The following is a 22,088-nucleotide window of genomic DNA, read 5'->3' on the forward strand; positions in this document are numbered from 1 at the left end:
GGAGGACACGGGGACCACGGGGCCGCTGCTGGAACCTTGCTCCGGAACACGTGCTCGCCTTCTCCGTGGGGGCCGGTCGGGGGCATCGGCCACCCGCCGCGCCGACGCTACGGCGCCACGCGGGATCGGCACCTCCGGGCTGCCCCTGATATCACCCCTGATATCGCCCCTGAGGAGCCGTTCCCATGGAGGGCTCGCGCAGACCGGCGGGTGCGGGCACCGGCGGGCGGTTGACGGGCCGTCGACCCTGATGGGCGGCTGGCGGGAGGTAAGACCCTGGCCCTGCGTCAGCCCGTCCCCCGTACGCCGCAGGTCTGATCATGAACCCATCCCTGCGCCGTACTGGGGACGGACGTGTCCGAACGGAGACTTACTGACTTCGGCGCGCCAGGGTGAACTGTCCTGGTTTGCCTGACGAGTTCGGTGTGGTGGCTGTATCCGATGGTGTGTGAGATACGCGGATGGGGGCGGGCTGACCGCCTCAGGACGGCTGCGCCGGGAGACGGTGCGGATGCAGGCGGCCGAGCTGTTCGAGCAGGAGGTCAAGCCGGCAGAGGTGGCCCGGCGCCTACGGGTGAGTGTGAAGTCGGCCTACCAGTGGCACCAGTTGTGGCGCGACGGCGGGGTCGAGGCGCTGGCATCACGCGGCCCGGGTGGGTCACGGTGCCGCCTGTCCCCGCGATGCCTGGAGAAGCTCGCCGCGTATCTGGACCAGGGCCCGGCCGCACACGGCTGGGTGGAGGACCAGGTGTGGACTGCTTCGCGGGTGGCCACGCTGATCGGGCGGACGTTTCACGTCTCGTACAGCGTCTCGGGCGCTACACGGCTGATGCACAGACTCGGCTTCACTCCGCAGATGCCCGCGAGACGGGCCGCGGAACGTGACGAGCAGGCCGTGACCGCGTGGACGGAGGTGACCTGGGCGGAGGTAAAAGAGCCCGGGCGGACTGCGACGGGTGGGTCTGCTTCGAAGACGAGGCCGGCTTCACGCGCAGGCCGCCCCGTGGACGCACCTGGGGACGGCGGGGCATCACCCCTGTCGTGAAGGTCTCCGGCAGCCGCTCCGGACGTGTCTCGGTCGCTGGGCTGATCGCCGTGCGGCCGGGTTCCCGGACCAGGCTGTCCCACCGCATCCGGCGGCACACCGGTCGCAAGGGCGAGCGGCGGAGCCTGTCCGAGCGCGACTACATCGGCCTGATCGACGGAATCCACCATCTGGTGAAGGCGCCGATCGTGCTGGTCTGGGATCGGCTGAACACCCATGTCTCCCACGTGATGCGCGAGTTGGTCGCCGCCAGGAACTGGCTGACCGTATACATCCTGCCCGCCTACGCGCCGGACCTGAACCCCGTGGAGTGGCTCTGGGCGCACGTCAAGCACAGCCTGGCCAACCTCTCCTCGGTCGCCGTGGACCGTCTCGAAGCCCTCGTCCGCAACCGGCTCAAACGGCTCCAGTACCGCCCCGACATCCTCGACGGCTTCCTCGCCGGGACCGGCCTCTCCCTGGACCTGCCACCACCATCACCCTGAAACGCCGAAGTCAGTAAGGCGATCCGAGACACCGATTCTGCACAGAGGACGGGCATGGCGCTGCGAGACGGACGAACGATTTCCCTGCTGACGGTCGGCGCGGTGACGACCGTGATCGCGGCGCTCGCCCCGGTGACGGCGTTCGCGGCGGGCGGGGACCCGCTCCGGCAGTACGCACAGCAGCGACTCCGCTGGGAGCGCTGCGACGCGGACGGGCCGGCGGAGTTCGAGTGCGCGAAGGTCAAGGTGCCTCTGGACTACGGCAACCCCGGGGGCCGGAGGATCGACCTCGCGATATCGCGGATCAAGGCGGGCAGCGCGAAGCAGCGGCACGGCGTGCTGCTGATGAACCCCGGTGGCCCGGGTTTCCCGGGGCTGGGCCTGCCCGTGGAGATCCAGCCGCTGCTGTCGGCGCAGGTGCGGGAGCAGTTCGACCTGGTCGGCTTCGACCCGCGCGGGGTCGGGCAGAGCTCGCCGATCAGCTGCGGTCTGACGCCCGACGAGCAGGTCTTCCAACACCCCTACGCGGCAGGGAAGTTCGCCGAGGACGTGGCCAGGGCCCGGACGGTGGCCGACAAGTGCTGGGCCAAGGCGGGTGACACGTTGGCGCACATCACCACCCGCAACACGGCCCGGGACATGGACGTCGTCCGGGCGGTGCTGGGGGAACAGAAGATCTCCTACTTCGGGTACTCGTACGGCACTTACCTGGGCGCCGTCTACACGCAGATGTTCCCCCGGCGTGCGGACCGGTTCGTGCTCGACAGCGCGCTCGACCCGGCGCTCGCGTGGCGGGGGATGTTCCGGGGGTGGTCGGCGGGGGCCGAACTCGCCTTCACCCGGTGGACCGAGTGGGCCGCCGCCCGCAACAGCACGTACGGGCTGGGCGCGACTGCCGCGGAGGTCCGCAAGGCGTACTGGGACCTGATCGCCCGCGCCGACCGCACGCCCGTCCCGGCGGAGGGCGGGGCGCTCAGCGGCGACGCCATCCGGTCCAGGTACGCCGAGTTCGCCCGCGTCGAGGCCGTCACGCCCTGGATCGTCGCGCTCAAGGCCGCAGCCGCGGGCGGGCCGACCGCTTCGCCCGCTTCGCCCGCTTCGGCCGGGGCGACCGGGGCGACCGGGGCGGCGGTGTCCGACGCCGCCCCGGCGCGGGCCGCCGACGAGGGCGCGGGCGCGCGGGCCGCCGACGCGGTCGACCCGGAGAACAACCGGGCCGCCGTCGTGTGGGCCGTCTTCTGCGGCGACACCCGCGACTGGCCGCGCGACCCCGAGCAGTACCGCCGGGACGCGATCCGGGACAAGGCCCGGTACCCGCTGGCCGGCGACCTGGGCGCCAACATCCAGCCGTGCGCGTTCTGGAAGCGGGCGCCCGGCGAGCCGGCCACCGTGGTGAACAACGACGTCAACGCGCTGATCGTGCAGAACCAGTGGGACCCGCAGGCGACGCTGGCCATGGCGCAGGGCATGCGGCGGGCGCTGCACGGTGCACGGATGATCACGGTGGCCGGCGGCGAGGGCCACGGCGTGGTGGTGGCCGGCCCGTCCTGCGCGAGCGCCGACGTCGACCGCTACCTGACCACCGGCCGGCTGCCCGCCAAGGACCTGACCTGCGGAAGCTAGGGCTTGGCTGACAATCCGCGTCGCATCGGCGCGCGGCGGAATTGTCAGCCAAGCCCTACGGCGGCCGGCTTGGTGCGGACGTTCGACTCGCCGCCGGCGGCCGCCGGGGGCCACCCCCGAAGGGACCGCGTTCCGGCCGGACGGACACCCCGCGCGAGCGGGGGCCGGGCCGAATGCCCTCCGGCAGGGACGAGGGGGTGCCCGGCTCGCCGCTATTCCCCTTCCGCCGCTTCGGCCGGCATGACGCACCCCACACCAGTGAAGTACAACTTTCAACATATCTGGAGGTAGCGTCGTCTCATGCCCCACCACAGCGGGGGCCGACGGCGCCCGGCCGGACGACGGCCGCGACGAGCCACCCGCCCGCGCGGGCCAGAACCGACCAGGTAGGAGAGCCGTGACCGGCCGTGTAGATCAAACGCTTGACATGGAGCTCGTGCTCGCGTCGGGAGAAGCCGTCTCGCTGCGAACCCGCCTGTCGTACCGCTCGTACGACCCGCTCGCCGTGCACGCGCACTTTCGCACCGACGCGGACGACCTGGTCCCGTGGGTCTTCGCCCGCGACCTGCTGGCACAGGGCCTGCTCAGGCCGAGCGGGCAGGGGGACGTACAGGTGTGGCCGGGTGGCGCCGGGCCCGAGGCGGTACTGAACCTGGCCCTGTCCTCCCCGGACGGGACCGCCTGGCTCAGGGCCCCGCTCGCGGAGGTGGCCGGCTGGCTGGAGCGGACGTACCGGCTGGTGCCCGCCGGCCGGGAGACCGACGGATGCGACCTGGACGCCGAACTGTCGCGGCTGCTGCCCGGAGCCGCCTGAGGCTCGTCGGGGCCCGCCGGACGCGGGCCCCCGACGCCGTCCGCCCGGCTCTCCACCGGTCGACCAGTCGACCGGTTCCGGGCCCGCGACCACGACCGCACCCCCTCGCGAACACGCCGAACCCCGGCGCGGGCCACCCCGCCGCAACAGACGGAGCAGGAGCAGAGCCATGACAGCCCACGCCTTCGTGCGACTGCCCCTCACCGCCGCGCGGTGGCGGGAGACGGCAGGCCGAGCCCTACGGCTGCCGCGCACCTCCCGGCCGACACCCCCGGGCCGGATGGCCTCGGCGCCCGCCCGGAGCGCCAAGAGCCTGATCGCGGCCGTCCTGGCCTGGGAGGCCGTCTCATGGTGGCTCCCCGGCCAGCAGCAGTACCTCGCCGCGGCCACCGCGCTCGCCATGGTCAACGCCCCGACCATCTACCGGTCGGTGACCCAGGCGCTGCGCAGCGTGGCCGCCCGGGCGGCGGGCCTGTCGCTGGCCGTGGCCGTGGTGTGGCTGCTCGGCTCGGCCGCGGGAAGCGTCGCGGCCCTCCCGGCGATCGCGCTGGTCGCCAGCGGCCGCCGGGGCTCCGAAGGTCGGCTGCAGATCGCCTCGACCGCGGTGCTCACCCTGGCGGCGGCGACGGCCGTGCCCACGGGCCACCTGGTCGCACTGACCCTGGCGACGCTGACCGGCGCCGCGGTGGGGATCGCGGTGAACGCCCTCATCCTGCCTCCGGTGCACCTGGGGGCCTCCGACGCCTCGGTACGCGGCCTCGCCGCGGCCATGGGCGAGCTGCTGGGCGACATGGGCAGCGGGCTGAGGGAGCGCCGACACGCCGACCGGGCACAGGAGTGGCTGGAACGGGGCCGGCATCTGGAGGAGTTGGCGGTGGAGGCGCAGGAGGACGTGCGCCGAGGCCAGGAGAGCCTGCGGTGGAACACGCGGTGCGTCGTGCGCGGCAGGCGGGCGCCGTCGGCCCACGACGAGGCACTGCGCGCCCTGCACCGGATCTCCTTCCAGGTTCGCGGAATCGCCCGGACGCTGGCCGACACCGTCGACGACCGGCATACCGGCCACCGCCTGGGCCAGCTCTTCCTCGACCGGTACGCGGCCATCCTGGAGGCCGCAGGGCGAGCGGTGGGATCGTTCACCGGTTCCGGGATCCCCGTCGGCCCGGAGGGGGACGGGCCCCGGGAGCGGCTGCGCCGGGCCATCGAGGAGGCCACGACCTGGCACGGGATGATGACCGGCGAGATCGAGCGCGGCACGCTGACCGAGCCGGGCGCCTGGCACGTGTACGGGTCACTGATGACCGATGTCGAACGCCTGCTCGTCGACCTCGACCGCACGGACCGCTCCCCCAAGGCCGCGCCGGACCCCCGCCCGTAGCCCCTTGCTCCGCGAGTGCCAGCACGCGGCCTGAACAGGGCGGATGACGCTTTCGCCACAAACAGGTCCAGAGCCGAGCGATCTGACAACGTTTCGGTTGCGGTGGACGGCAATCCGGTCCTGGACCTTCCCGGCGCTACGCGACACGTGACATTTTACATGTCACACATCGAGCGGTCGCGTGCCCCAACACGCGGTCACAACGGCCCCGGAGGCCCCCACAGATGCGTCTCTCCCGGATACCAAAGGTCAACGCGCGCAGACTCCCCGCGCTCGGCGCGGCCCTCTTCATCGCGCTCGGCCTGTTCGCGCCGCAGAGCCAGGCCGCCCCCGTCGGCGCCACGACCCCGGCCGCCGCGAACACCGCCGGACCCGCCACCCAGGCGCCGCGGTCGATCCCGGTCCCCAAGTCACCCGACGCCAGGAACAACAGCTCCTTCAAGCTCTTCGCCCAGGACCACGCCGAGGAGGCCACCGCGCCGGGCGCCCCGGTCAGCGAACCCGCCAAGGCGGCCAAGCAGTTCTCGGCCACCGCCGGGGAGCCCTGCCCGAACCTGTCCGGAGTGATCAACGCCACGGGCAGCGCGTTGGTCCAGCAGCTCAAGGCACTGCCGAACGTCCCCTGCGCCTACCCGCTGTTCAACCTCACCGGCGCCGACGCCGGGAAGGCCTTTCGCGAGTCCCAGATGGTGACCGTCGCCAACGCACTGCGCGACACCTCCGCCACCTACCCCGGCGACAACAGCACGTCCATCGGGCAGCTGGTGATGTTCCTGCGCGCCGGCTACTACGTGCAGGAGACCCGCCCGAACGAGGTCGGCAGCTACGGCGCCACCCTGGACACCGCGGCCCGCGGCGCGCTGGACGCCTTCTTCGCCGCCCCGCACAGCAAGGACGTCACCGACGCCAACGGCGACACCCTCAACGAGGTCGTCACGGTGATCGGCCAGACCCACACGCTCGGCCGGTACGCCGGCGTTCTCAAGTGGGTGCTCGGCAACTACAACAGCACCTGGCCCCAGTCGATGACCCTCTCCCTGGACCACTTCGAGTGGGTCATCAAGGACGGCTTCGACTCCAAGACCGACAGCCAGGGCTGGAAAGCCGCCCTCAAGGCCGACCCGGGCATCCTCGACACCTGGGCCGGCTTCATCACCCGCAACGACTCCCAGCTGAACCGCCTGGACATCGTCAGCAACATCGGCCGCTACCTCGGCTACGCCCTCGACGTGCCCGAGCTCAAGGACCGGCTGCGGCCGCTGCTCAAGGACCTGATCAACCGCTACCCGAACGTCGGCCCCACCGCCCCGATCACCATGAACCTGGGCTGGGCCACCCGCCAGTTCGACAAGGGCAACTGCGCGGCCTACGCCATCTGCGACCTGAGCGACCGTCTGCTCCCGGTGATCCTGCCGATCCAGCGGACCTGCAACCCGGAGCTGAAGATCCGCGCCCAGGACATGTCCCCCGGGCAGCTGACCACCACCTGCACCAGCCTGATCAACCAGGACGCCTACTTCCACAAGGTGATCGGCGACAAGGGCGCGATCCCCGGTGACGTGAACACCAACCTGGAGGTCGTCGTCTTCGACGACTACACCCAGTACTCGCTGTACGCCTGGGCCTTCTACGACATCGACGTGGACAACGGCGGCATGTACGAGGAGGGCGACCCGGCCAAGCCCGGCAACCAGGCCCGCTTCATCGCCCACGAGGCCAGCTGGCTGCGCCCCGACTTCCAGATCTGGAACCTCAACCACGAGTACACCCACTACCTCGACGGCCGCTACAACATGTACGGCGACTTCGAGGCCAGCCAGACCACCCCGACCATCTGGTGGGTCGAAGGCATCGCCGAGAACATCTCGTACGGCTACCGCAACGAGCGCAATACCGCCGCGATCAACGAGGCCGGTAAGAACACCTACAAGCTCAGCGAGCTGTTCGACACCGTCTACGGCCAGGAGGCGGACCCCGACGTCAACTCGAACCGGGTCTACCGGTGGGGCTGGCTGGCGGTCCGCTACATGCTCCAGGAGCACCGCGCGGACATCGAGACCGTGCTCACCAAGTACCGCGCCGGCGACTGGAACGGTGCCCGCACCTTCCTGAAGCAGACCATCGGCACCAGCTACGACGCCGGCTTCGCCACCTGGCTGAAGACCACCTGCGCGACCGACGACTGCGGCCCCCTGCCGGAGGCCCCGGCCCCAGCCGCACCGCTGTGCACCATCGCCGACCCGCGCCAGTTCGACAAGAACTGCCGCCGCGACAACCTCGCGGCCACCACCGGCAACTACAGCTACCACTTCCTGTACCTGCCGGCCGGTGTCAAGCAGCTGACCATCACCAGCAGCGGCGGCACCGGCAACGCCGACCTGTACTACGGCGGCAGCAACTGGGCCACCACCAGCAGCTACCAGGCGAAGTCCACCGGCGCCGGCAACAACGAGACCCTGACCATCAACGACCCGCCGTCCGGCTGGGTCTACTTCAGCCTCGCCGCCCAGCAGGACTTCACCGGCGTCAGCGTCACCACGCAGTACCAGTAACCGCACACCCACGACCTCGGGCGAGCGGTGAAGGGCCCGGGCGTACAAGGGTCCCTGTGCAAGTAGCCGTTGTCGTACCGATCAAGGAGCCTGCCGATCGAGCGGGAGTCTCGATCGGGTGATCGCAGTCGGTAGCGGGCACGGCAGCAGGGTCTCGTGGCAGCTCGGAAGGCGTCTACGCCGACGAGCGATCCAGGAGGCCCTGCTTTCGCGCTTTTCCGCAGTCGCGGCGGCGGGTTCAGCCCACGCTGAAGGTCTCGGCGCGGGTCGTGACGGCGGGGATCCGCAAGCACGGGACGACGGACACCTGCGCCGTGACCGGGCCGCCGTTGCGGGAGAGCTCGGCCAGCAGACAGACCGTCGCCTGGGCGGAGCTCCACCCGCCCGGGTACAGCACGTCCGCCATCACACCGACCTGGACTGAGGCTTCCTTCCTGGCCGCGGTGACGACGTGCACCGCCGTGCCCTTGGCGAGCGCCTCCAGCGAATCGACGGTCTGCGGCCCGGATTCGAAGGCCGGGGCGAGCCTGGCCGCGTACGTCCGGGCGCTCGCCTCCGCCCCGGCCGCCGCCCGTACCCGGCGCTCCTCGGTCTCGACCCGGTCGCGGTGGGCGATCACCACAACGGTCGCGATCGCCAGCGCCGCGAGGACGGCGAGCCCGGTCATCACCCAGCGGACGGCTTTCATCTGATCCCCTCGGGAAAGGGCCGGGGCCCGTGTGGGCCCGGCGGGTCGGCCGTTCTGTCGGGATGCGGGGGCCCATCGTCAGACTCCCGCCTGCGCACCGACGCCGGGAGCCTGACGACAGACCTTAGCTAACTTGACTCTGTCGGGGATCTTGTTCGCTGCCGTATCAGCTGACAGCACGCCAGGAACGTAGGCGCGGGATGTGCTGCTGGTCGAGGTGGTTCTGGAAGGCTGTCGGTCGTCGTAGAGGCGCGCTTTCGCCAGGAGGCTGCCGGCTGAGTCGCTCGATGTTGACGGCGATGGCAGTGAGGACGTGTTGCAGGTGGGCCTTGGCCTGTCCGCGGTAGCGACATCGGCGCATACCGTGGCCGTGGGCGAATTCGCAGATGGTGCCCTCGATGCCGGAGCGGACCGCGTAGCGCTTGTGCCAGGCCGGGTCCTGCTGTTCGGCGCGGTTGCGCTGCTGGAGTTCGAGAAGCTCGCGCGGGGGGAAGCCCACGGTGCGCGCGGCATCGCGGGAGGTGGTGCACTTGGCGCGTGCCGGGCAGGGCCGGCACTGACTCTTGGTGAAGCGGGCCACGATCAGCGGGGCGGCGGTCGGCGAGGAGGTCGGGTAGGGGCCGTGCCAGCCGGCGCTGGTCTGCCCTTGCGGGCAGGTGACTTCCCGGCGGTCGAAGTCGATGCGGAAGTCGTCGCGGGCGAAGCCCTCGCCCCGGCGGTGCTGTCGGGTGGGGTTGCCCGGCAGCGGTCCGACGAGGGTGATCCGGTGTTCGCGTTCCGCCTGTTCCAGGTGGGGCAGGGAGGTGTAGCCGCCGTCGACCAGGTGCTGGTCGGGCCGCAGGCTCCGGCGTTCCAGCCGGGTGTGGATGCCGGGCAGGACCTCGGTGTCGGCGCTGGTGGCCGACATGGTGGCCACGTCCGTGATCACGTTGGGGCCGTCGTCGGAGCAGGTCTCGGTCACATGGGCGAGGAACCCCGTCCAGCGGGTGACCTGCCCGCGGCGTGCATAGCGGGCGGTCGGATCGTAGGGCGAGACGATCCGGTCAGCCGAGGGCGGTAGGCCCGGGCCGTCGGCGTCGTCGCGCCAGCGCAGGCGGCCGGCGGGATCCCAGTAGTAGTTCTGCACCAGGACCTGTCGCAGGACCTGGACTTGGGGGCGGCTGAGCAGGCCGGGATGGTGCCGGCTGAGGTGTTCGAGCAGGCGGCGGGCGTCTTCACCGGTGGTGGCGATCCTGGTCTTGGGCCGGGTGGGGTTCTTGCCCAGGCGCACCGGTCGGCCGTAGCGGCGGCCCCAGTCCTCCTCGACCAGGCCGTCCAGCGTGTGGTCGGCGGTGCGGGCGAGTTCTTCCAGGGCCGCGCGCACGGCCTCGGTGACCAGTTCGAGACGGGTAAAGTCCCGGATGCTGGCCAGGACGTGGGTGGAGTCGGTGCGCTGGGTGGTGCGCTCCCGGACCAGCCCGGCCTCCTTCAATCGGGCCAGGGCGAGATCGAGGAGGCGGTCGGTGCGGCCGTCCGCCAGCACGCGGTCGCGGAAGTCACCGAGCACGCTGTGATGGAAGCCGGTGTCGTCGAGTTCCAGGCCGAGCGCGTACTTGAAGTCGATCCGGCAGCGTACAGCCTCGGCGGCATCACGGTCGGACAGGCCCAGCAGGAACTGCAGCACGCTCACCGTGGCCAACTGGGCGGGCGAGAGCCCCGGGCGCCCGTCGCGCGGGTACCAGTCGGCGAAGTCCTCGTCCCGCCACAAGCCGTCGAGCCGGTCCCGCACCCACATTGCCGTCGTGCCACCCGGGTTGCTGGCCCGCGCCATCCGTGCCGTCAACTCCGGGACCTCGTCACCCGGACGGGGACGGATCGACATCTGCACTCCTTGGGAATCTCGCGGGCGTTGTACACCCGCGAGACTGGCGCACCACAATGATCACCGACAGCCGAACACCAAGATCCCCGACAGAGTCAAGCTAAGGCTTGTCCCGTAACGATCTCCGAAGGGTGTGATGTGGGCTGACCGCCCCCGCGGGGCTCGCTCGCTACGCGACCGCCATGAGGTTGTGCAGGCGGGCGATGCCGAGCATGGCGTGGTGGACGCCATCGCCCTTGAGGCGGCAGTCGCGCAGGATCTTCCATGTCTTCATGCGCGCGAAGACGTGCTCCACGCGGGCGCGGACCTGCTTGCGGGAGCGGTTGTGCTCGCGTTTCCAGTCGCTCAGATCGCCGCCGACCGGGCGGCGATGCGGGATGACCAGACCGGTGCCCGGGTAGCCGCCGTCGGCAATAGTGGTGGTCTTGCCGATGGCGGCGGCGCCTGATTCGGCCCAGGCCTTGCAGCCGTTGCGGTTGCCGGGGACAGGGCGTCCGACGATTACGGCCAGCCGCCGGTCGGCGTCGATGACGACCTGGTGGTTGGTGGAGTAGCGATAGTTCTCCCGCAGCGCAGACTCCTGCTACGCCTCCCAGGCAGGGACGAGCTCAGCGACGAGTTCGGCAAGATGCTGCCGGGATATGCCCGATATGGCGTGATGAGACAAGGCCGCGCGGGCCGATGACTTCACATCCACGGGCGCCACGCCTCACGCCGCCTACGCCTGCCGCCGCTCCCACTGCTCCTTCGTGATCTCGTACCGCACACCCCCGTGCTCGGAACCCTCGACCGCCATCATGTCGTCCGGCGTGGGGATGTTCTCCGCGAGCGTCATCCCGAGCTTCTCCATGACGTTACGCGAAGGGCGGTTCACGGTCATCGTCTCGGCCCAGACCATGCGGATGCCGAGCTCGGCGAACCCTTTCGCCAGCAGCGCCTGCGAGACTTCGGTGGCGTAGCCCCGGCCCCAGGCCGCCTGGCGCAGGCGATAGCCGAGTTCGGCCTCCTCACGCGGGCCGCTGCGCAGCGGACGCAGGCAGAACCAGCCGACGAACGCGCCGCCGTCCTTCTCGTGCGCGGCGAACAGGCCGAGGTCATGATTCCAACGCTCGTAGCCGGCGAGGATGCTGGGGATGGCGCGGCCGCGGACCTCCTCTGGCGGGGTTGGAGCGCCACCGGTCAGGTAGCGCATCACCGCCGGGTCGCTGTCCAGCTCGATCAGCAGGTCCGCGTCGGCGGCGGCGAAGGGGCGGAGGGTCAGGCGCTCGGACTCGAGGTAGGTGGCCACGTGAGGATCATGGCCGAGACGGGTCGGACGGTCCAGGGAGTTTTCGGGCCGCGTCTGTCACCGGGTGGCGTGCTGGAGGAACAGCAGCATGACACGGCCGCCTTCACGTCACGGCCGAGGGCCCGCCTGTATCGCTCCCCAAGTCGTAAGAGGACATCTCATTCGGAGAGTCTGCGGGTTAGGCCCCCCAAATGAGATGTCCTCTTAGAGGGTGTTCGATAGGGGATTCCCCCCAACTGTCCGGCTTTGGTTCTTGCGGCACGGACTCGTTTTCAGGATCTCGTGGCGGCCGGGTCCGTGTCCGCGATATTCATCAAACGTGACGGAACGACGCAGGTATCCATCGGACCTGAAGGACGATCAGTGGGAGCTCATCGAGCCAGTACTGGTGGAGTGGCGACGCACCCGCGCCGAAGGGCGTGAGCCCACGACAGCGCTGCGTGAGGTGGTGAACGCGATCCTCTACGTCGCACGCACCGGTATCGCCTGGCGCTACCTGCCGCACGACTTCCCGCCCCACACCACCGTCTACGGCTACTTCAAGGAGTGGGAACGCGACGGCACCACCGAGCGGATCCACGACACGCTGCGTGACCAGCTGCGGGCGAAGAAGGGCCGCCGGATCCTGCCGAGCGCCGCGGTCATCGACTCCCAGTCCGTGAAGGCCTCACCGAACGCCCCGGCCGACAGCCAGGGCTACGACGGCGGGAAACGGGTCAAGGGCCGCAAGCGCCACATCGCCACCGACACCCTTGGCCTGATCCTGGTCCTGATCGTCACCGCTGCGGGCGTACAGGACTCCGCGGGCGGTAAGCAGGTCCTGGACGCCCTCGCCGCCCAGTGGCCCACCGTGACCAAAGTGTGGGTGGACGCCGGCTACAACAACGCCGTCGTCAGGCACGGTGCCGACCTGTCCATCGACGTCGAGGTGGTCGCCCGCGACAAGGAGCAGAAGGGCTTCGTCGTCCAGCCGATCCGCTGGCGGGTCGAGCAGACATTCGGGATCATGTCCCGGTACCGGCGGCTCCACCGCGACTACGAGGAACTGCCGGACCGGTCACGCTCGATGATCCACTGGGCCATGGTCAACTCCATGACCAACCGCCTGACCGCCAGCCCCGACAAAATCGGGCAATACCTCCGCCCGAAACCTCTCGCGGCAGCCTAAATCGGTATCGAACACCCTCTTAGGAACTTCGTTTGGGCGCACAGGCCCGCCGATCGCGGGCCTGTGCGAGGAGGGAACCTCTGGCTCAAGGAGCGGCCGTCTCGATGGCAGGATGACGGGATGTTGACGAACCAACCGTGGGCAGGGGTTCACGGTGACCTGCTGGCGGCGAAGGCACTGGTGTACGACCCGAGTGGTTTCGCCTGTTCGCCCCCGGTGGCCGAACCGGAGAGCGCCGGATACGCGGCTTGCCGGTTCACGATCGACGGCCGCTCGGTCCGGTTCCGCGCGGCCAAGACCACCCCGACGAAGGTGGGCCAGTTCGTCACCGTGTGGTTGCGCTCCGAGGAGGGACCGATCCGCCCCTTCGACACCGACGACGGGGTGGACCTCCTCGTCATCAGCTGCCGAGACGACAACGGCTTCGGGCAGTTCGTCCTCCCACGCGACGTGTTGTGCGAGCGCGACATCGTCTCCCGCAACGGCTCCGGCGGGAAACGGGGGTTCCGCGTCTACCCGCCATGGGTGACCACGACCAACCGGCAAGCGCGCAGCACCCAGGCTTGGCAGGTGAACCACTTCCTCCACATCGGCCGGAACGGGCCTGCCGACCTGACGCGCGCCCACGCCCTCTACCACCCGTAGCCGCTCCCCTGACGGGCCGGGCACGGCCTGGGCCGCGGCCGAACCGGGACCGCAGGGACGCCGGGTCGACGTGGCCTGAGCTACGCCCCGGTCCAGCCGTTGAGGTGCTCGAAGCCGGTGTCCGTGGTGCCGGTGAACGCCAGTGCCTCGCGTCCGATGCCGAGGCCGCCGAGCAGGGTGTTGATCGCCGCTTCCACGTCGTGTGAGGCCCGGTCCAACCACACCGTCGTGTACTGGGGAGTCCCGCCCTCGAACTGGCTCAGCGCGAAGTCGGTCCGGTCGATACGGAACATGGCCACGTCCACGCAACCGAGGTCCTCCCAAGTCCGCTCCACGACCAGCCGCAGACGCGCCGCGAGCGCGCCGAGCGGCGGCTGCAGACCGGCGACGATGCGGTACGAGCCGCCCGCGATCTCCCACGCGCTGTGCTGGAGAGCGGGGTTGCGCTTGCCGCCCTGGTACTCCGGAGCCGTCTCCCAGTCCGCCTCGGGGCCCGGCACTTCGATGGCCGCCATGTCTCCCGCTCCCTCGCCTTCCGACTCCCCTGTCCAGCCTCGGCCTGGCCGATGCCCTGGGGAGGATCTCCGCTTCGGAGCCGGGCAGTCAAGGCGTCCACCGTCACCGAGCTCATCACCCTCGACCCACCGTCGACCGCCTACCCGGTGTCACGGCCACCCCCGTCGGTACGCCCCGTGCGCCTGCTCGTCTGTCGGGGTGACATCCGGGCGCGGCCCGCTCGGGGCGGCGGTCCGGGCTCTGGTACGACGGGTCTGATGTCCGCGCCGGCGGTGCGTTCCCCCGTCCGCCGGCCGTCCCGGAGGAGAGATCGCCGTGCCCGTGCCCACCACCTTCGACCACCAGGCGAAGAGCTACAGCGTTCCGCACGCCTACTGGCTGGCGAAGGCGTCCGAACTCGCCTACCAGGACGAGGCAGCCGTCGAACAGCAGGCCCGCGACTGGGGCTTCGACCGGGTGCGTCACCACCAGACCCGGTTCACTCCGCCCTTCCCGCTGGAGGACACCCAGGCCTACACCATGGCCAGCGACCACATGATCGTCACGGCGTTCCGCGGCACCCAGCCGGCCGAGATCCGCGACTGGCTCTCCGACTCCTCCACGCCGCCCTGGCCCGGCCCCGCCCGCACCGGCTACGTCCACTACGGCTTCGCCGAGGCCCTGGAGTCGGTCTTCCCGGACGTCCTGGACGCCCACGCCCAGCTGCGCACCAACGGCCAGACCGTGTGGTTCACCGGCCACAGCCTCGGCGGAGCCCTGGCGATGCTGGCCGGCGCCCGGTTGTACCTGGAGGACCCGCGCCTCCAGGCCGACGGCATCATCACGTTCGGGCAGCCCCGTACCTGTGACCGGCTGCTCGCCGCCGCCTGCAACGAGGGGTTCAAGGGGCGCCTGTACCGGTTCGTCAACAACAACGACATCGTGCCCCAACTGCCGCCGGAGCCGGCGTTCACCCACGTCGAGGCGCTGAAGTACATCGACTCCTCGGGCCGGCTCCACGACTCCATGGGCCTGGTCGCCGGGCTCGCCGACCGTGCCAAGGGCCTGACCGCCGACGCGTTCGCTCCGGCCACGGCCGGTGTGCGCGACCACGCGATGAAGCGCTACCTCGCGGCCCTGGAACAGAACCTCGCCTGACGGGGTCAGGCCCTGCGGGCGGGGCGGTCGGGGCAGGCAGGTAGGGCGGGCCGAGGGCCGGGTGAACCGGTGGTACGAACAGCCTCCCCCGGTAGCGATGGGCACACGGCCGTGTGTGGATGGTGACGGGCCGCCGCACCACGGCCGTCCGATCCACCCTCACCATTCGCACCTCGAAGGGTTCCACCCATGCGTACCGCGCACCGCATCCTGGCCGTCTCCGTCCTCAGCCTCCCGCTCGTCATCGGCGCGGCGTCCACCGCCTCCGCCGCCACGCCCGACAACATCCCCTCCGTCAACTTCGACAGCGGCGTGTTCGCCGTCGGCCCGAACGGCAGTGCCCTCCAGGTCACCGACGCCCAGTTCGGCCCGTGTGGCTCCACCTTCCTCACCGGCGCCGTCGCGGTCGGCGCGGGCGGCGTCGCGGGCACCGCCACCGAGACCGGCATCAGCGTCCCCGGGCAGGGCTGACCCCACCCGCATCCGCACCGCGGCTGCCCCGGGAGCATCCCCGCCCCGGGGCAGCCGCCCGTCCGAACCGGGACAGGCAGTCCGGTGCCTGGAGCGCGGTCACCGGTCGGCCCGGGCCGGGCAGGCGGGCTGGTGCCAGGTCGTCCGGACCACCTGACCGCCGGGCAGCCTGCGCTCGCTGTTCCAGGTCCGGCAGCACGCGGTGGCAGGTCGGCGCGGCGCGGACGGCACCGCGGGACCGGCGGCCTGGCGGGCGGGCAGGGGTGCGAAGGTCGGCTTGCCGGGGCGGCCCCGACGGCGCCTGGTGGAGGAAGTCGTCATGCCCGCCGTTCTGCCACCCCCGGCTCCCGTCCAACCTCGCCTCACCCGAACGGATGAGCAGCCCGGGCCCGGGCTTCCGGCCCCGATCCCGCTCCCGGGCGTCGGGCGAGGCGTCGGCGGGCGAAGCCCCGTCAGCCGGCCTGCGGGCCGAGGGGATCGGGGGCGGGCCGCAGGGGGAAGTGGCAGGCGGCCAGGTGGTCGTCGGGGCCGAAGGCGGTCAGCGGTGGCTCGACCTCCGCGCAGATCTGCTGCGCCGCCGCGCAGCGGGTGCGGAAGCGGCAGCCGGACGGCGGGTCGATCGCGGACGGGAGTTCCCCGGCGACGCCCCGGCTGCTCTTGGCCTTCTCCACTACCGGGTCGGCCACCGGGATGGTGTCCAGCAGGCCGCGGGTGTAGTGGTGCACCGGGCGGGCGTACACCGACGGGGCTGGGCCGATCTCGACCAGTTTGCCCAGGTACATCACGCCGATCCGGTCGGAGAGGTACCGGACCACGGACAGGTCGTGCGAGATGAACAGGTACGACAGTCCGAGTTCGCCCTGAAGGTCGCTCATCAGGTTGAGGACCTGCGACTGGATCGAGACGTCCAAGGCCGAGACGGGCTCGTCCGCGACGATGAGCTTGGGGCGCAGGGCCAGTGCGCGGGCCAGTCCGATGCGCTGGCGCTGGCCGCCGGAGAACTCGTGCGGGTAGCGGTCCAGGGCGGTGAGCGGCAGGCCGACCAGGTCGAAGATCTGCCGGATCCGCCGGTCGCGCTCGGCCTGGCCGTCGACCCGGTGGATGTCCAGCGGCTCGCGCATGATCGATTGGACGGGCATCCGGGGGTTCATCGCCGCGTAGGAGTCCTGGAACATGAGCTGGACGTCCCGGCGCAGTCGGCGCCGCTCGGCCCGTGGCACCAGGGCCAGGTCCCGGCCCTCGAACACCAGGCTGCCGCTGGTGGGCCGCTCCAGGCCGACGATGAGCTTGCCGACGGTGGTCTTGCCGCAGCCGGACTCGCCGACCAGGCCGAGCGTCTCTCCCCGGCGGACCGTCAGGGAGATGTCGGCCACGGCGCTGACCGCGCCGACGGCCCGGCGCAGGATCAGGCCGCTGGTCACCGCGTACTCCTTGACCAGGTTGTCGATGCGCAGCAGCGGCTCGGCCGGTGCGTCCCCGGGCGCCGCGGGGGCCCGTACCGCCGCCTGGGCCCGTGCCGCCGTCTCCGGCTGCGGCGGTGCCGCGGCGGTGGGGCGGCCGCCCGGCTCGGCCTCGCCGACCGGGAAGTAGCAGGCGTAGCGGTGTTCCGGGGTCTCCCCGGACAGCGGCGGCTCCTGCGCGTGGCACTGCTCGGTGGCGTAGCGGCAGCGTGCGGCGAAGCGGCAGCCGGGCGGCGGGGTGGTCAGGTCCGGCGGCAGGCCGGGGATCGAGTAGAGCCGGCCGCCGGACTCGGCGAAACGTTCCGGCAGCGATTCGAACAGTGCCTCGGTGTACGGGTGGCGGGGGTTGGTGTAGAGCTCCTCGGTCCTGGTGGTCTCGACGACCTTCCCGGCGTACATGACGGCGATCCGGTCGGCCCGTCCGGCGATGACGCCGAGGTCGTGGGTGACGAGGATGACGGCCATGCCGAGCTGCTGCTTGAGGTGGTCGATGAGTTCGAGGATCTGCTTCTGGACGGTGACATCGAGGGCGGTGGTCGGCTCGTCGGCGATGAGCAGTTTTGGCTCGTTGGCCAGGGCCATGGCGATCATGGCCCGTTGGCGCATCCCGCCGGACAGTTCGTGCGGGTAGACCAGGGCCCGCTGGGCCGGGCTGGGCATCCCCACCAGGGACAGCACCTCGACGGCGCGCTCGTGCGCCTCCTTCCGGGAGGCCCGGCGGTGGATGCGCACGGACTCGGAGATCTGCCGGCCGATGGTCATCGTCGGGTTGAGCGAGGTGGTCGGGTCCTGGAAGATCATCCCGATGTCGTTGCCGCGCACCCGGTCCATCTTCTCGGGGCCGAGCGCGAGCAGGTCGCGGCCGTCGAGCCGGACCCGGCCGTCGACGACGCTGCCGCCGTTCGGCAGCAGCTGCATGATCGACATGGCGGTCATGGTCTTGCCGCAGCCCGACTCGCCGACGATGCCGAGGGTCTCGCCGACGTCCACCGCGAGGTCGACGCCGTCCAGGGCGTGCACCACCGAGCGCTTCAGCCGGATCTCGGTGCGCAGGCCGGTCACTTCGAGGAGCGCCACTGCTGATCCTCCGTCGGGTTCACCGCTTCTGCAGCCGGGTTTCGAAGGCGTCGCGCAGGGCGTCGCCGATCACGTTGAAGCACAGGATGATCAGGATGATCACGGCGGCGGGCGGATAGATCATCCACCAGCAGCCCTGGCCGGCGAAGGTGGTGCCGACGTCGAGCATGCCGCCCAGGTCGTTGTTGGGGGCCTGGAGTCCCAGGCCGATGTAGCTGAGCGTGGACAGGGCGAAGACCGCGTCGGCGATCGAGAACGTGGTGTTGACGATCGTCGTGCCGATGGTGTTGGGCAGGATGTGCTTGAGCACGATCCGCCGCCCGCCCGCGCCCATCATCCGGGACGCGGCGACGTACTCGCGGACCTTGATGGCCAGGGCCTCGCCGCGGACCAGGCGGGTGATGCCGAACCAGGAGGTCAGGCCGACCTCCAGGATCAGCATGGCCTTGCTCTTCCCGTAGACGCTGCTGAGGTAGATCAGCAGGAAGATCAGCGGGAAGGACATGAAGGAGTCGATCACCCGCATCATCAGCGCGTCGATCCAGCCGCCCAGGTAGCCCGCGACCGCGCCGTAGAGCGCGCCGAGGACGGCGGCGATCAGGCCGGCGGCGAGGCCGATCTCCAGGCTGGTCTGCCCGCCGACCATCACCTTGCCGAGCTCGTCGATGCCGTCGTTGTCCGTGCCGAGCGGGTGCCCGGCGCCCGGCGGCAGGGTGACGGCGGAGAGGTTCACCACCGAGGTGTCGGCGTGGTAGAACAGCGGGCCGAGGAAGCAGAAGGCGATGATCGCGACCAGGACGGCGACGGCGACCAGGGCCAGCCTGTTCTCGGCGAAGACCTCCGCGCCGCGCCGCAGCATCGAGCGGGGCCGCCCGGCCGGCTCCCCGCCCGGGGCGGAGGCGGGCCAGCCTTCCGCCGAATCGTGTGTCAGGGCCATCAGGTGAGCCTCACTCGTGGGTCCAGCACGGCGTAGCCGAGGTCGGCCAGCAGCGAGCCGATCACGGTGGTCACCGCGGTGAGCAGGGTGGCCGCCAGGGTGATGCCGTAGTCGTTCTGCAGCGCGGCACGGGTGGTCAGCAGGCCGATGCCCTGGATGTTGAAGACGTACTCGACGATCAGCGCGCCGCCGACCAGCGCGGGCAGCGAGAGGCCGACCAGGGTGACCATCGGGATCAGGGCGTTGCGCAGCACGTGGCCGTACAGGGTGCGGCGCCGGGAGGCGCCCTTGGCCTGGGCGGACCGCACGTAGTCCTGGGTGATCTGGTCCAGGACCCCGGAGCGCATGTAGCGGCTGTAGCCGGCCACGGTGGTGACGGTCAGGGTCAGGACGGGCAGGCAGACGGCCCCGGGGTGGGTGAGCGCGTCGCCGAAGGTGGCCACCTGGTCCTGCACCGAGACCCAGTGCAGGTCGTCCTCGAACCACTGCTGGATCAGGAAGCCGATGAAGAACGTCGGCACGCCGTAGGCGACGAAGGAGAACACCGTGAAGGCGTGGTCCAGCACGCTGTTGCGGCGGGTGGCCTGGAGCAGGCCCGCCGGCACCGCGATCAGCAGTGCGAGCAGCAGCGAGGCGCCGACGATGTAGGCGGAGGCGCCGAGGGCGTTGAACAGCAGGTCGGAGATCGGGCGCTGCTGGATGTAGTCGAAGCCCAGGTTGCCGTGCAGCAGGCCGTCCAGCCAGGTCCAGTACTGCACGTAGACGGGGCGGTCCAGACCCATCTGCTGGGTCAGGTGGGCGATGTTGGCCGGGGTGGCGTGGGAGCCGAGGATCGCTCGGACCGGGCCGCCCGGCATGAGCTGCATCAGGCCGAAGGAGATGACGGTGACCATCAGCACCGTCAGGAGGGCCTGGAACAGCCGTCGGATGAGGTAGGCCGTCACCGCCGCCCCCCGAGGGGGGCAGCGGTGACGCCGTCACGGATGGCCGTCATTTCGTGTAGTACCAGTACTCCGGCTCGTAGCCCTGGAAGGGGTCACCGGCGTCGAGGTGCAGCTTCTTGGTGACCTCGCTGATCGCGAGTGTGTTGGGGGTGTAGATGACCGGCTGGACGCCCGCGATGTAGTCCTCGTAGGCGTACAGGTCGTTGACGTCGCTGCCGGTGGTGGTCTTGACGATCAGCTGGTCCAGCTTCGGGTCGGAGAAGCTCCAGACGTTCGGCCCGGCTCCGGTGGCGAACAGCGCGTCGCCGGTCGGGTAGTAGTCGGGGGCGTAGACCCAGCCGCCGTAGAGCAGGCCCTGCCACTGGCAGCCGGCCGGCTGTGCGTCGCTGCAGGCCACGCCCTCGTTGCCGATGGTGTTCTGGGTCTGGCTGACCATGGTGATGCCGATGCCCGCCTTGGCCGCGTCCGAGCGCATGTCCGCCGCCATGGTGTCCAGCGCGGCCTGGCCGGAGGGGTAGTCGAGCGTGAACGCGGCCTTGGTGCCCGCCGCGATGCCGGCGCCGCACTGGTTCGGGCCGGTGCCCGGGTCGGTGCAGGTGGCCGGGACGCTGTCGGTGTTCCAGCCGTGGCTGTTCAGCAGCTGTTTGGCGGCCGCCGGGTCGTAGGTCGCCCGCTCGGACTGGCTCTTGGGGGAGAGCGGGTTGCCGGCCGGGAGGCTGGGCACGGCGCCGGTGGTCGGGTAGCCCCAGCCCTTCCAGATGCCGTTGATGATGCCCTGCTGGTCCACGGTGTCCTGGACGGCCTTGGTGAAGTAGGGCTGCTTGAACAGCGGTCCCACGGCCGGGTTGGCGAAGTTGATCTGGTAGTACGAGATCTCGTCCAGGTAGGTCGGGGCCGGGATGTAGTAGCCCGCGTTGCTCAGCGGGTTGCCCGCGTCCGGGTTCTTGGCGTTGAAGGTCGGGGAGTTCTCGGCCGGCAGGTAGCCGACGTCGATGGCGTTGGCGCCGCCGCTGCCGGCCTTCAGGTCCGCGTACTCCGTGGTGGCCGAGGTGTAGGGGACGAAGTCCACCTCGTCGAGGTGCGGTTTCTGCGGGCCCGAGTAGGCGGTGTTCGGCACGATCCCGTAGGCGCCGGAGGTGCCGTTGTAGTTCTTGAGCTTCCACGGGCCGTCGACCACCGACCACAGCGGGCTGCCCGCGAAGTCGCCGCCCTTGGTCGACTGCGCGCTGAGGTAGGCGTAGTCGGCCGCGCAGTCCTTCGCGGCGGCGTCCGAACCGAACACGTCGCTCGCGCAACTGCCCTTCTGCCCCTGGCCGGTGAGGTCCCAGGCGAGCGGCATCGGGGTGATCTGGCTGAGCTCGTCGTCGGTGAACCAGGTCTGGTTGACCGGGGTGTTGAGGGTCAGCGTCAGGGTCTGTCCCGAGGCGGTCGCCGAATCGACGTTGTCCGGGAAGTACTTGGCGCCGATCGCCGGGTTCGGCGGGGTGTAGTAGCCGCTGTTGGACGACTCGGCCTTGGCCATGTTGATCCAGAACAGCACGTCCTGGGCGTTGACGTCCTCGCCGTTGGACCACTTCCACGGCTTGGCCTGGACGGTGACGGTCTTGCCGTCCGCGCTCCAGGTGGGCGCCTCGCCGAGGGACACCTCCGGGTCGAGGGTGACCTTGTCGTTCAGGCCCCAGTAGTACAGGGGGCGGTAGAACAGCTGCTGGAACTGGCTGGTGTTCACCGTGCTGACCTGGGACGGGGAGTCGAACGGCCAGATGGCGTCCGGGAAGGTGGAGGGCGCCTCGGCGACCCGCACCACACCCCCCTGCACCGCCGCTCCGGCCGGCCCCGGGTTGCCGCTGCCGCCGCCCCCACCACCGCCGGTGCAGGCCGCGGCGGTTGCCACGACCGTGACCAGCGCCACCACCTGCGCGAATCTGCGCGCTCCTGCGGACTTCGTCATCCTTGACTTGCCCCTCTCCCCCACGTGAACACCACGAGTTCTTTCCTTGCG

18 protein-coding genes and 2 pseudogenes are annotated in these 22,088 nt (G+C 70.6%); 10 read left to right on the top strand and 10 right to left on the bottom strand.

The genetic code is table 11. From position 1 onward, the window contains the following. Positions 1–472: 472 nt before the first annotated feature. The 6 genes and pseudogenes from OG556_RS35485 to OG556_RS35510 all read left to right on the top strand — a co-directional run. Positions 473–1,024: pseudogene (locus OG556_RS35485) on the top strand (winged helix-turn-helix domain-containing protein); the annotation flags it as partial. Beyond that, on the top strand, positions 919–1,530 hold the full coding sequence (locus OG556_RS35490) for a transposase (protein WP_371522728.1): 612 nt from the start codon (positions 919–921) through the stop codon (positions 1,528–1,530). The pseudogene OG556_RS35485 and the gene OG556_RS35490, both read left to right, overlap by 106 nt. A gap of 102 nt (positions 1,531–1,632) precedes the next feature. Continuing rightward, positions 1,633–3,153: an alpha/beta hydrolase gene (locus tag OG556_RS35495; RefSeq protein WP_371523087.1), complete on the top strand. Its 1,521-nt coding sequence runs from the start codon at positions 1,633–1,635 to the stop codon at positions 3,151–3,153. A 427-nt stretch (positions 3,154–3,580) separates the two neighbouring features. Further along, complete coding sequence (locus OG556_RS35500) at positions 3,581–3,967, top strand: SsgA family sporulation/cell division regulator (RefSeq protein WP_331743586.1); 387 nt, start codon at positions 3,581–3,583, stop codon at positions 3,965–3,967. Between the two features lie 169 nt (positions 3,968–4,136). Next, positions 4,137–5,342 carry a hypothetical protein gene (locus OG556_RS35505; RefSeq protein ID WP_331743588.1) on the top strand — a complete coding sequence of 402 codons (1,206 nt, stop codon included), beginning with the start codon at positions 4,137–4,139 and terminating at the stop codon, positions 5,340–5,342. 224 nt (positions 5,343–5,566) lie between these two features. Then, positions 5,567–7,894: a collagenase gene (locus OG556_RS35510; RefSeq protein ID WP_331743590.1), complete on the top strand. Its 2,328-nt coding sequence runs from the start codon at positions 5,567–5,569 to the stop codon at positions 7,892–7,894. Positions 7,895–8,132: 238 nt separating this feature from the next. Here OG556_RS35510 and OG556_RS35515 read toward each other — a convergent pair whose 3' ends face one another. The 4 genes and pseudogenes from OG556_RS35515 to OG556_RS35530 form a co-directional block, all read right to left on the bottom strand. Then, positions 8,133–8,582, bottom strand: coding sequence for a hypothetical protein (locus tag OG556_RS35515; RefSeq protein ID WP_331743592.1), 450 nt, complete (start codon positions 8,580–8,582; stop codon positions 8,133–8,135). A 166-nt stretch (positions 8,583–8,748) separates the two neighbouring features. Next, positions 8,749–10,443: an IS1182 family transposase gene (locus OG556_RS35520; RefSeq protein ID WP_331743593.1), complete on the bottom strand. Its 1,695-nt coding sequence runs from the start codon at positions 10,441–10,443 to the stop codon at positions 8,749–8,751. 169 nt (positions 10,444–10,612) lie between these two features. Next, a pseudogene (locus OG556_RS35525) lies at positions 10,613–11,008 on the bottom strand (transposase); the annotation flags it as partial. A gap of 153 nt (positions 11,009–11,161) precedes the next feature. Beyond that, entirely contained in the window at positions 11,162–11,731 is a 570-nt protein-coding gene (locus tag OG556_RS35530; RefSeq protein ID WP_331743595.1) for a GNAT family N-acetyltransferase, read from the bottom strand. Between the two features lie 319 nt (positions 11,732–12,050). Here OG556_RS35530 and OG556_RS35535 point away from each other — a divergent pair, with 319 nt between their 5' ends. Next, positions 12,051–12,899 (top strand): IS5 family transposase, encoded by an 849-nt coding sequence (locus tag OG556_RS35535; protein ID WP_331743597.1) that lies wholly within the window; start codon positions 12,051–12,053, stop codon positions 12,897–12,899. A gap of 120 nt (positions 12,900–13,019) precedes the next feature. Beyond that, positions 13,020–13,544 carry a MepB family protein gene (locus OG556_RS35540; protein ID WP_331743600.1) on the top strand — a complete coding sequence of 175 codons (525 nt, stop codon included), beginning with the start codon at positions 13,020–13,022 and terminating at the stop codon, positions 13,542–13,544. A gap of 80 nt (positions 13,545–13,624) precedes the next feature. Here OG556_RS35540 and OG556_RS35545 read toward each other — a convergent pair whose 3' ends face one another. Next, complete coding sequence (locus OG556_RS35545; protein ID WP_331743602.1) at positions 13,625–14,059, bottom strand: hypothetical protein; 435 nt, start codon at positions 14,057–14,059, stop codon at positions 13,625–13,627. 316 nt (positions 14,060–14,375) lie between these two features. On the opposite strand from OG556_RS35545, the gene OG556_RS35550 reads away from it, so the two are divergent. Together OG556_RS35550 and OG556_RS35555 are read left to right on the top strand one after the other, a co-directional pair. Next, positions 14,376–15,197, top strand: a complete 822-nt coding sequence (locus tag OG556_RS35550) for a lipase family protein (protein ID WP_331743603.1) — start codon at positions 14,376–14,378, stop codon at positions 15,195–15,197. 189 nt (positions 15,198–15,386) lie between these two features. Further along, a complete protein-coding gene (locus OG556_RS35555) occupies positions 15,387–15,668 on the top strand; it encodes a hypothetical protein (RefSeq protein ID WP_331743606.1) in 282 nt (93 codons plus the stop codon). 99 nt (positions 15,669–15,767) lie between these two features. On the opposite strand, the gene OG556_RS35560 is transcribed toward OG556_RS35555, so the two are convergent. The 5 genes from OG556_RS35560 to OG556_RS35580 all read right to left on the bottom strand — a co-directional run bounded on the left by OG556_RS35560 (position 15,768) and on the right by OG556_RS35580 (position 22,037). Beyond that, positions 15,768–15,989, bottom strand: coding sequence for a hypothetical protein (locus OG556_RS35560; protein WP_331743609.1), 222 nt, complete (start codon positions 15,987–15,989; stop codon positions 15,768–15,770). Between the two features lie 131 nt (positions 15,990–16,120). After that, entirely contained in the window at positions 16,121–18,205 is a 2,085-nt protein-coding gene (locus tag OG556_RS35565) for an ABC transporter ATP-binding protein (protein WP_331743612.1), read from the bottom strand. 19 nt (positions 18,206–18,224) lie between these two features. After that, a complete protein-coding gene (locus tag OG556_RS35570; protein WP_331745393.1) occupies positions 18,225–19,064 on the bottom strand; it encodes an ABC transporter permease in 840 nt (279 codons plus the stop codon). Between the two features lie 77 nt (positions 19,065–19,141). After that, complete coding sequence (locus OG556_RS35575) at positions 19,142–20,086, bottom strand: ABC transporter permease (protein ID WP_331743615.1); 945 nt, start codon at positions 20,084–20,086, stop codon at positions 19,142–19,144. Positions 20,087–20,132: 46 nt separating this feature from the next. Then, on the bottom strand, positions 20,133–22,037 hold the full coding sequence (locus tag OG556_RS35580; RefSeq protein ID WP_331743618.1) for an ABC transporter substrate-binding protein: 1,905 nt from the start codon (positions 22,035–22,037) through the stop codon (positions 20,133–20,135). Positions 22,038–22,088: the final 51 nt, after the last annotated feature.

It is taken from the genome of Kitasatospora sp. NBC_01300, from assembly GCF_041435235.1.
In the GTDB taxonomy this organism is placed as follows: domain Bacteria; phylum Actinomycetota; class Actinomycetes; order Streptomycetales; family Streptomycetaceae; genus Kitasatospora.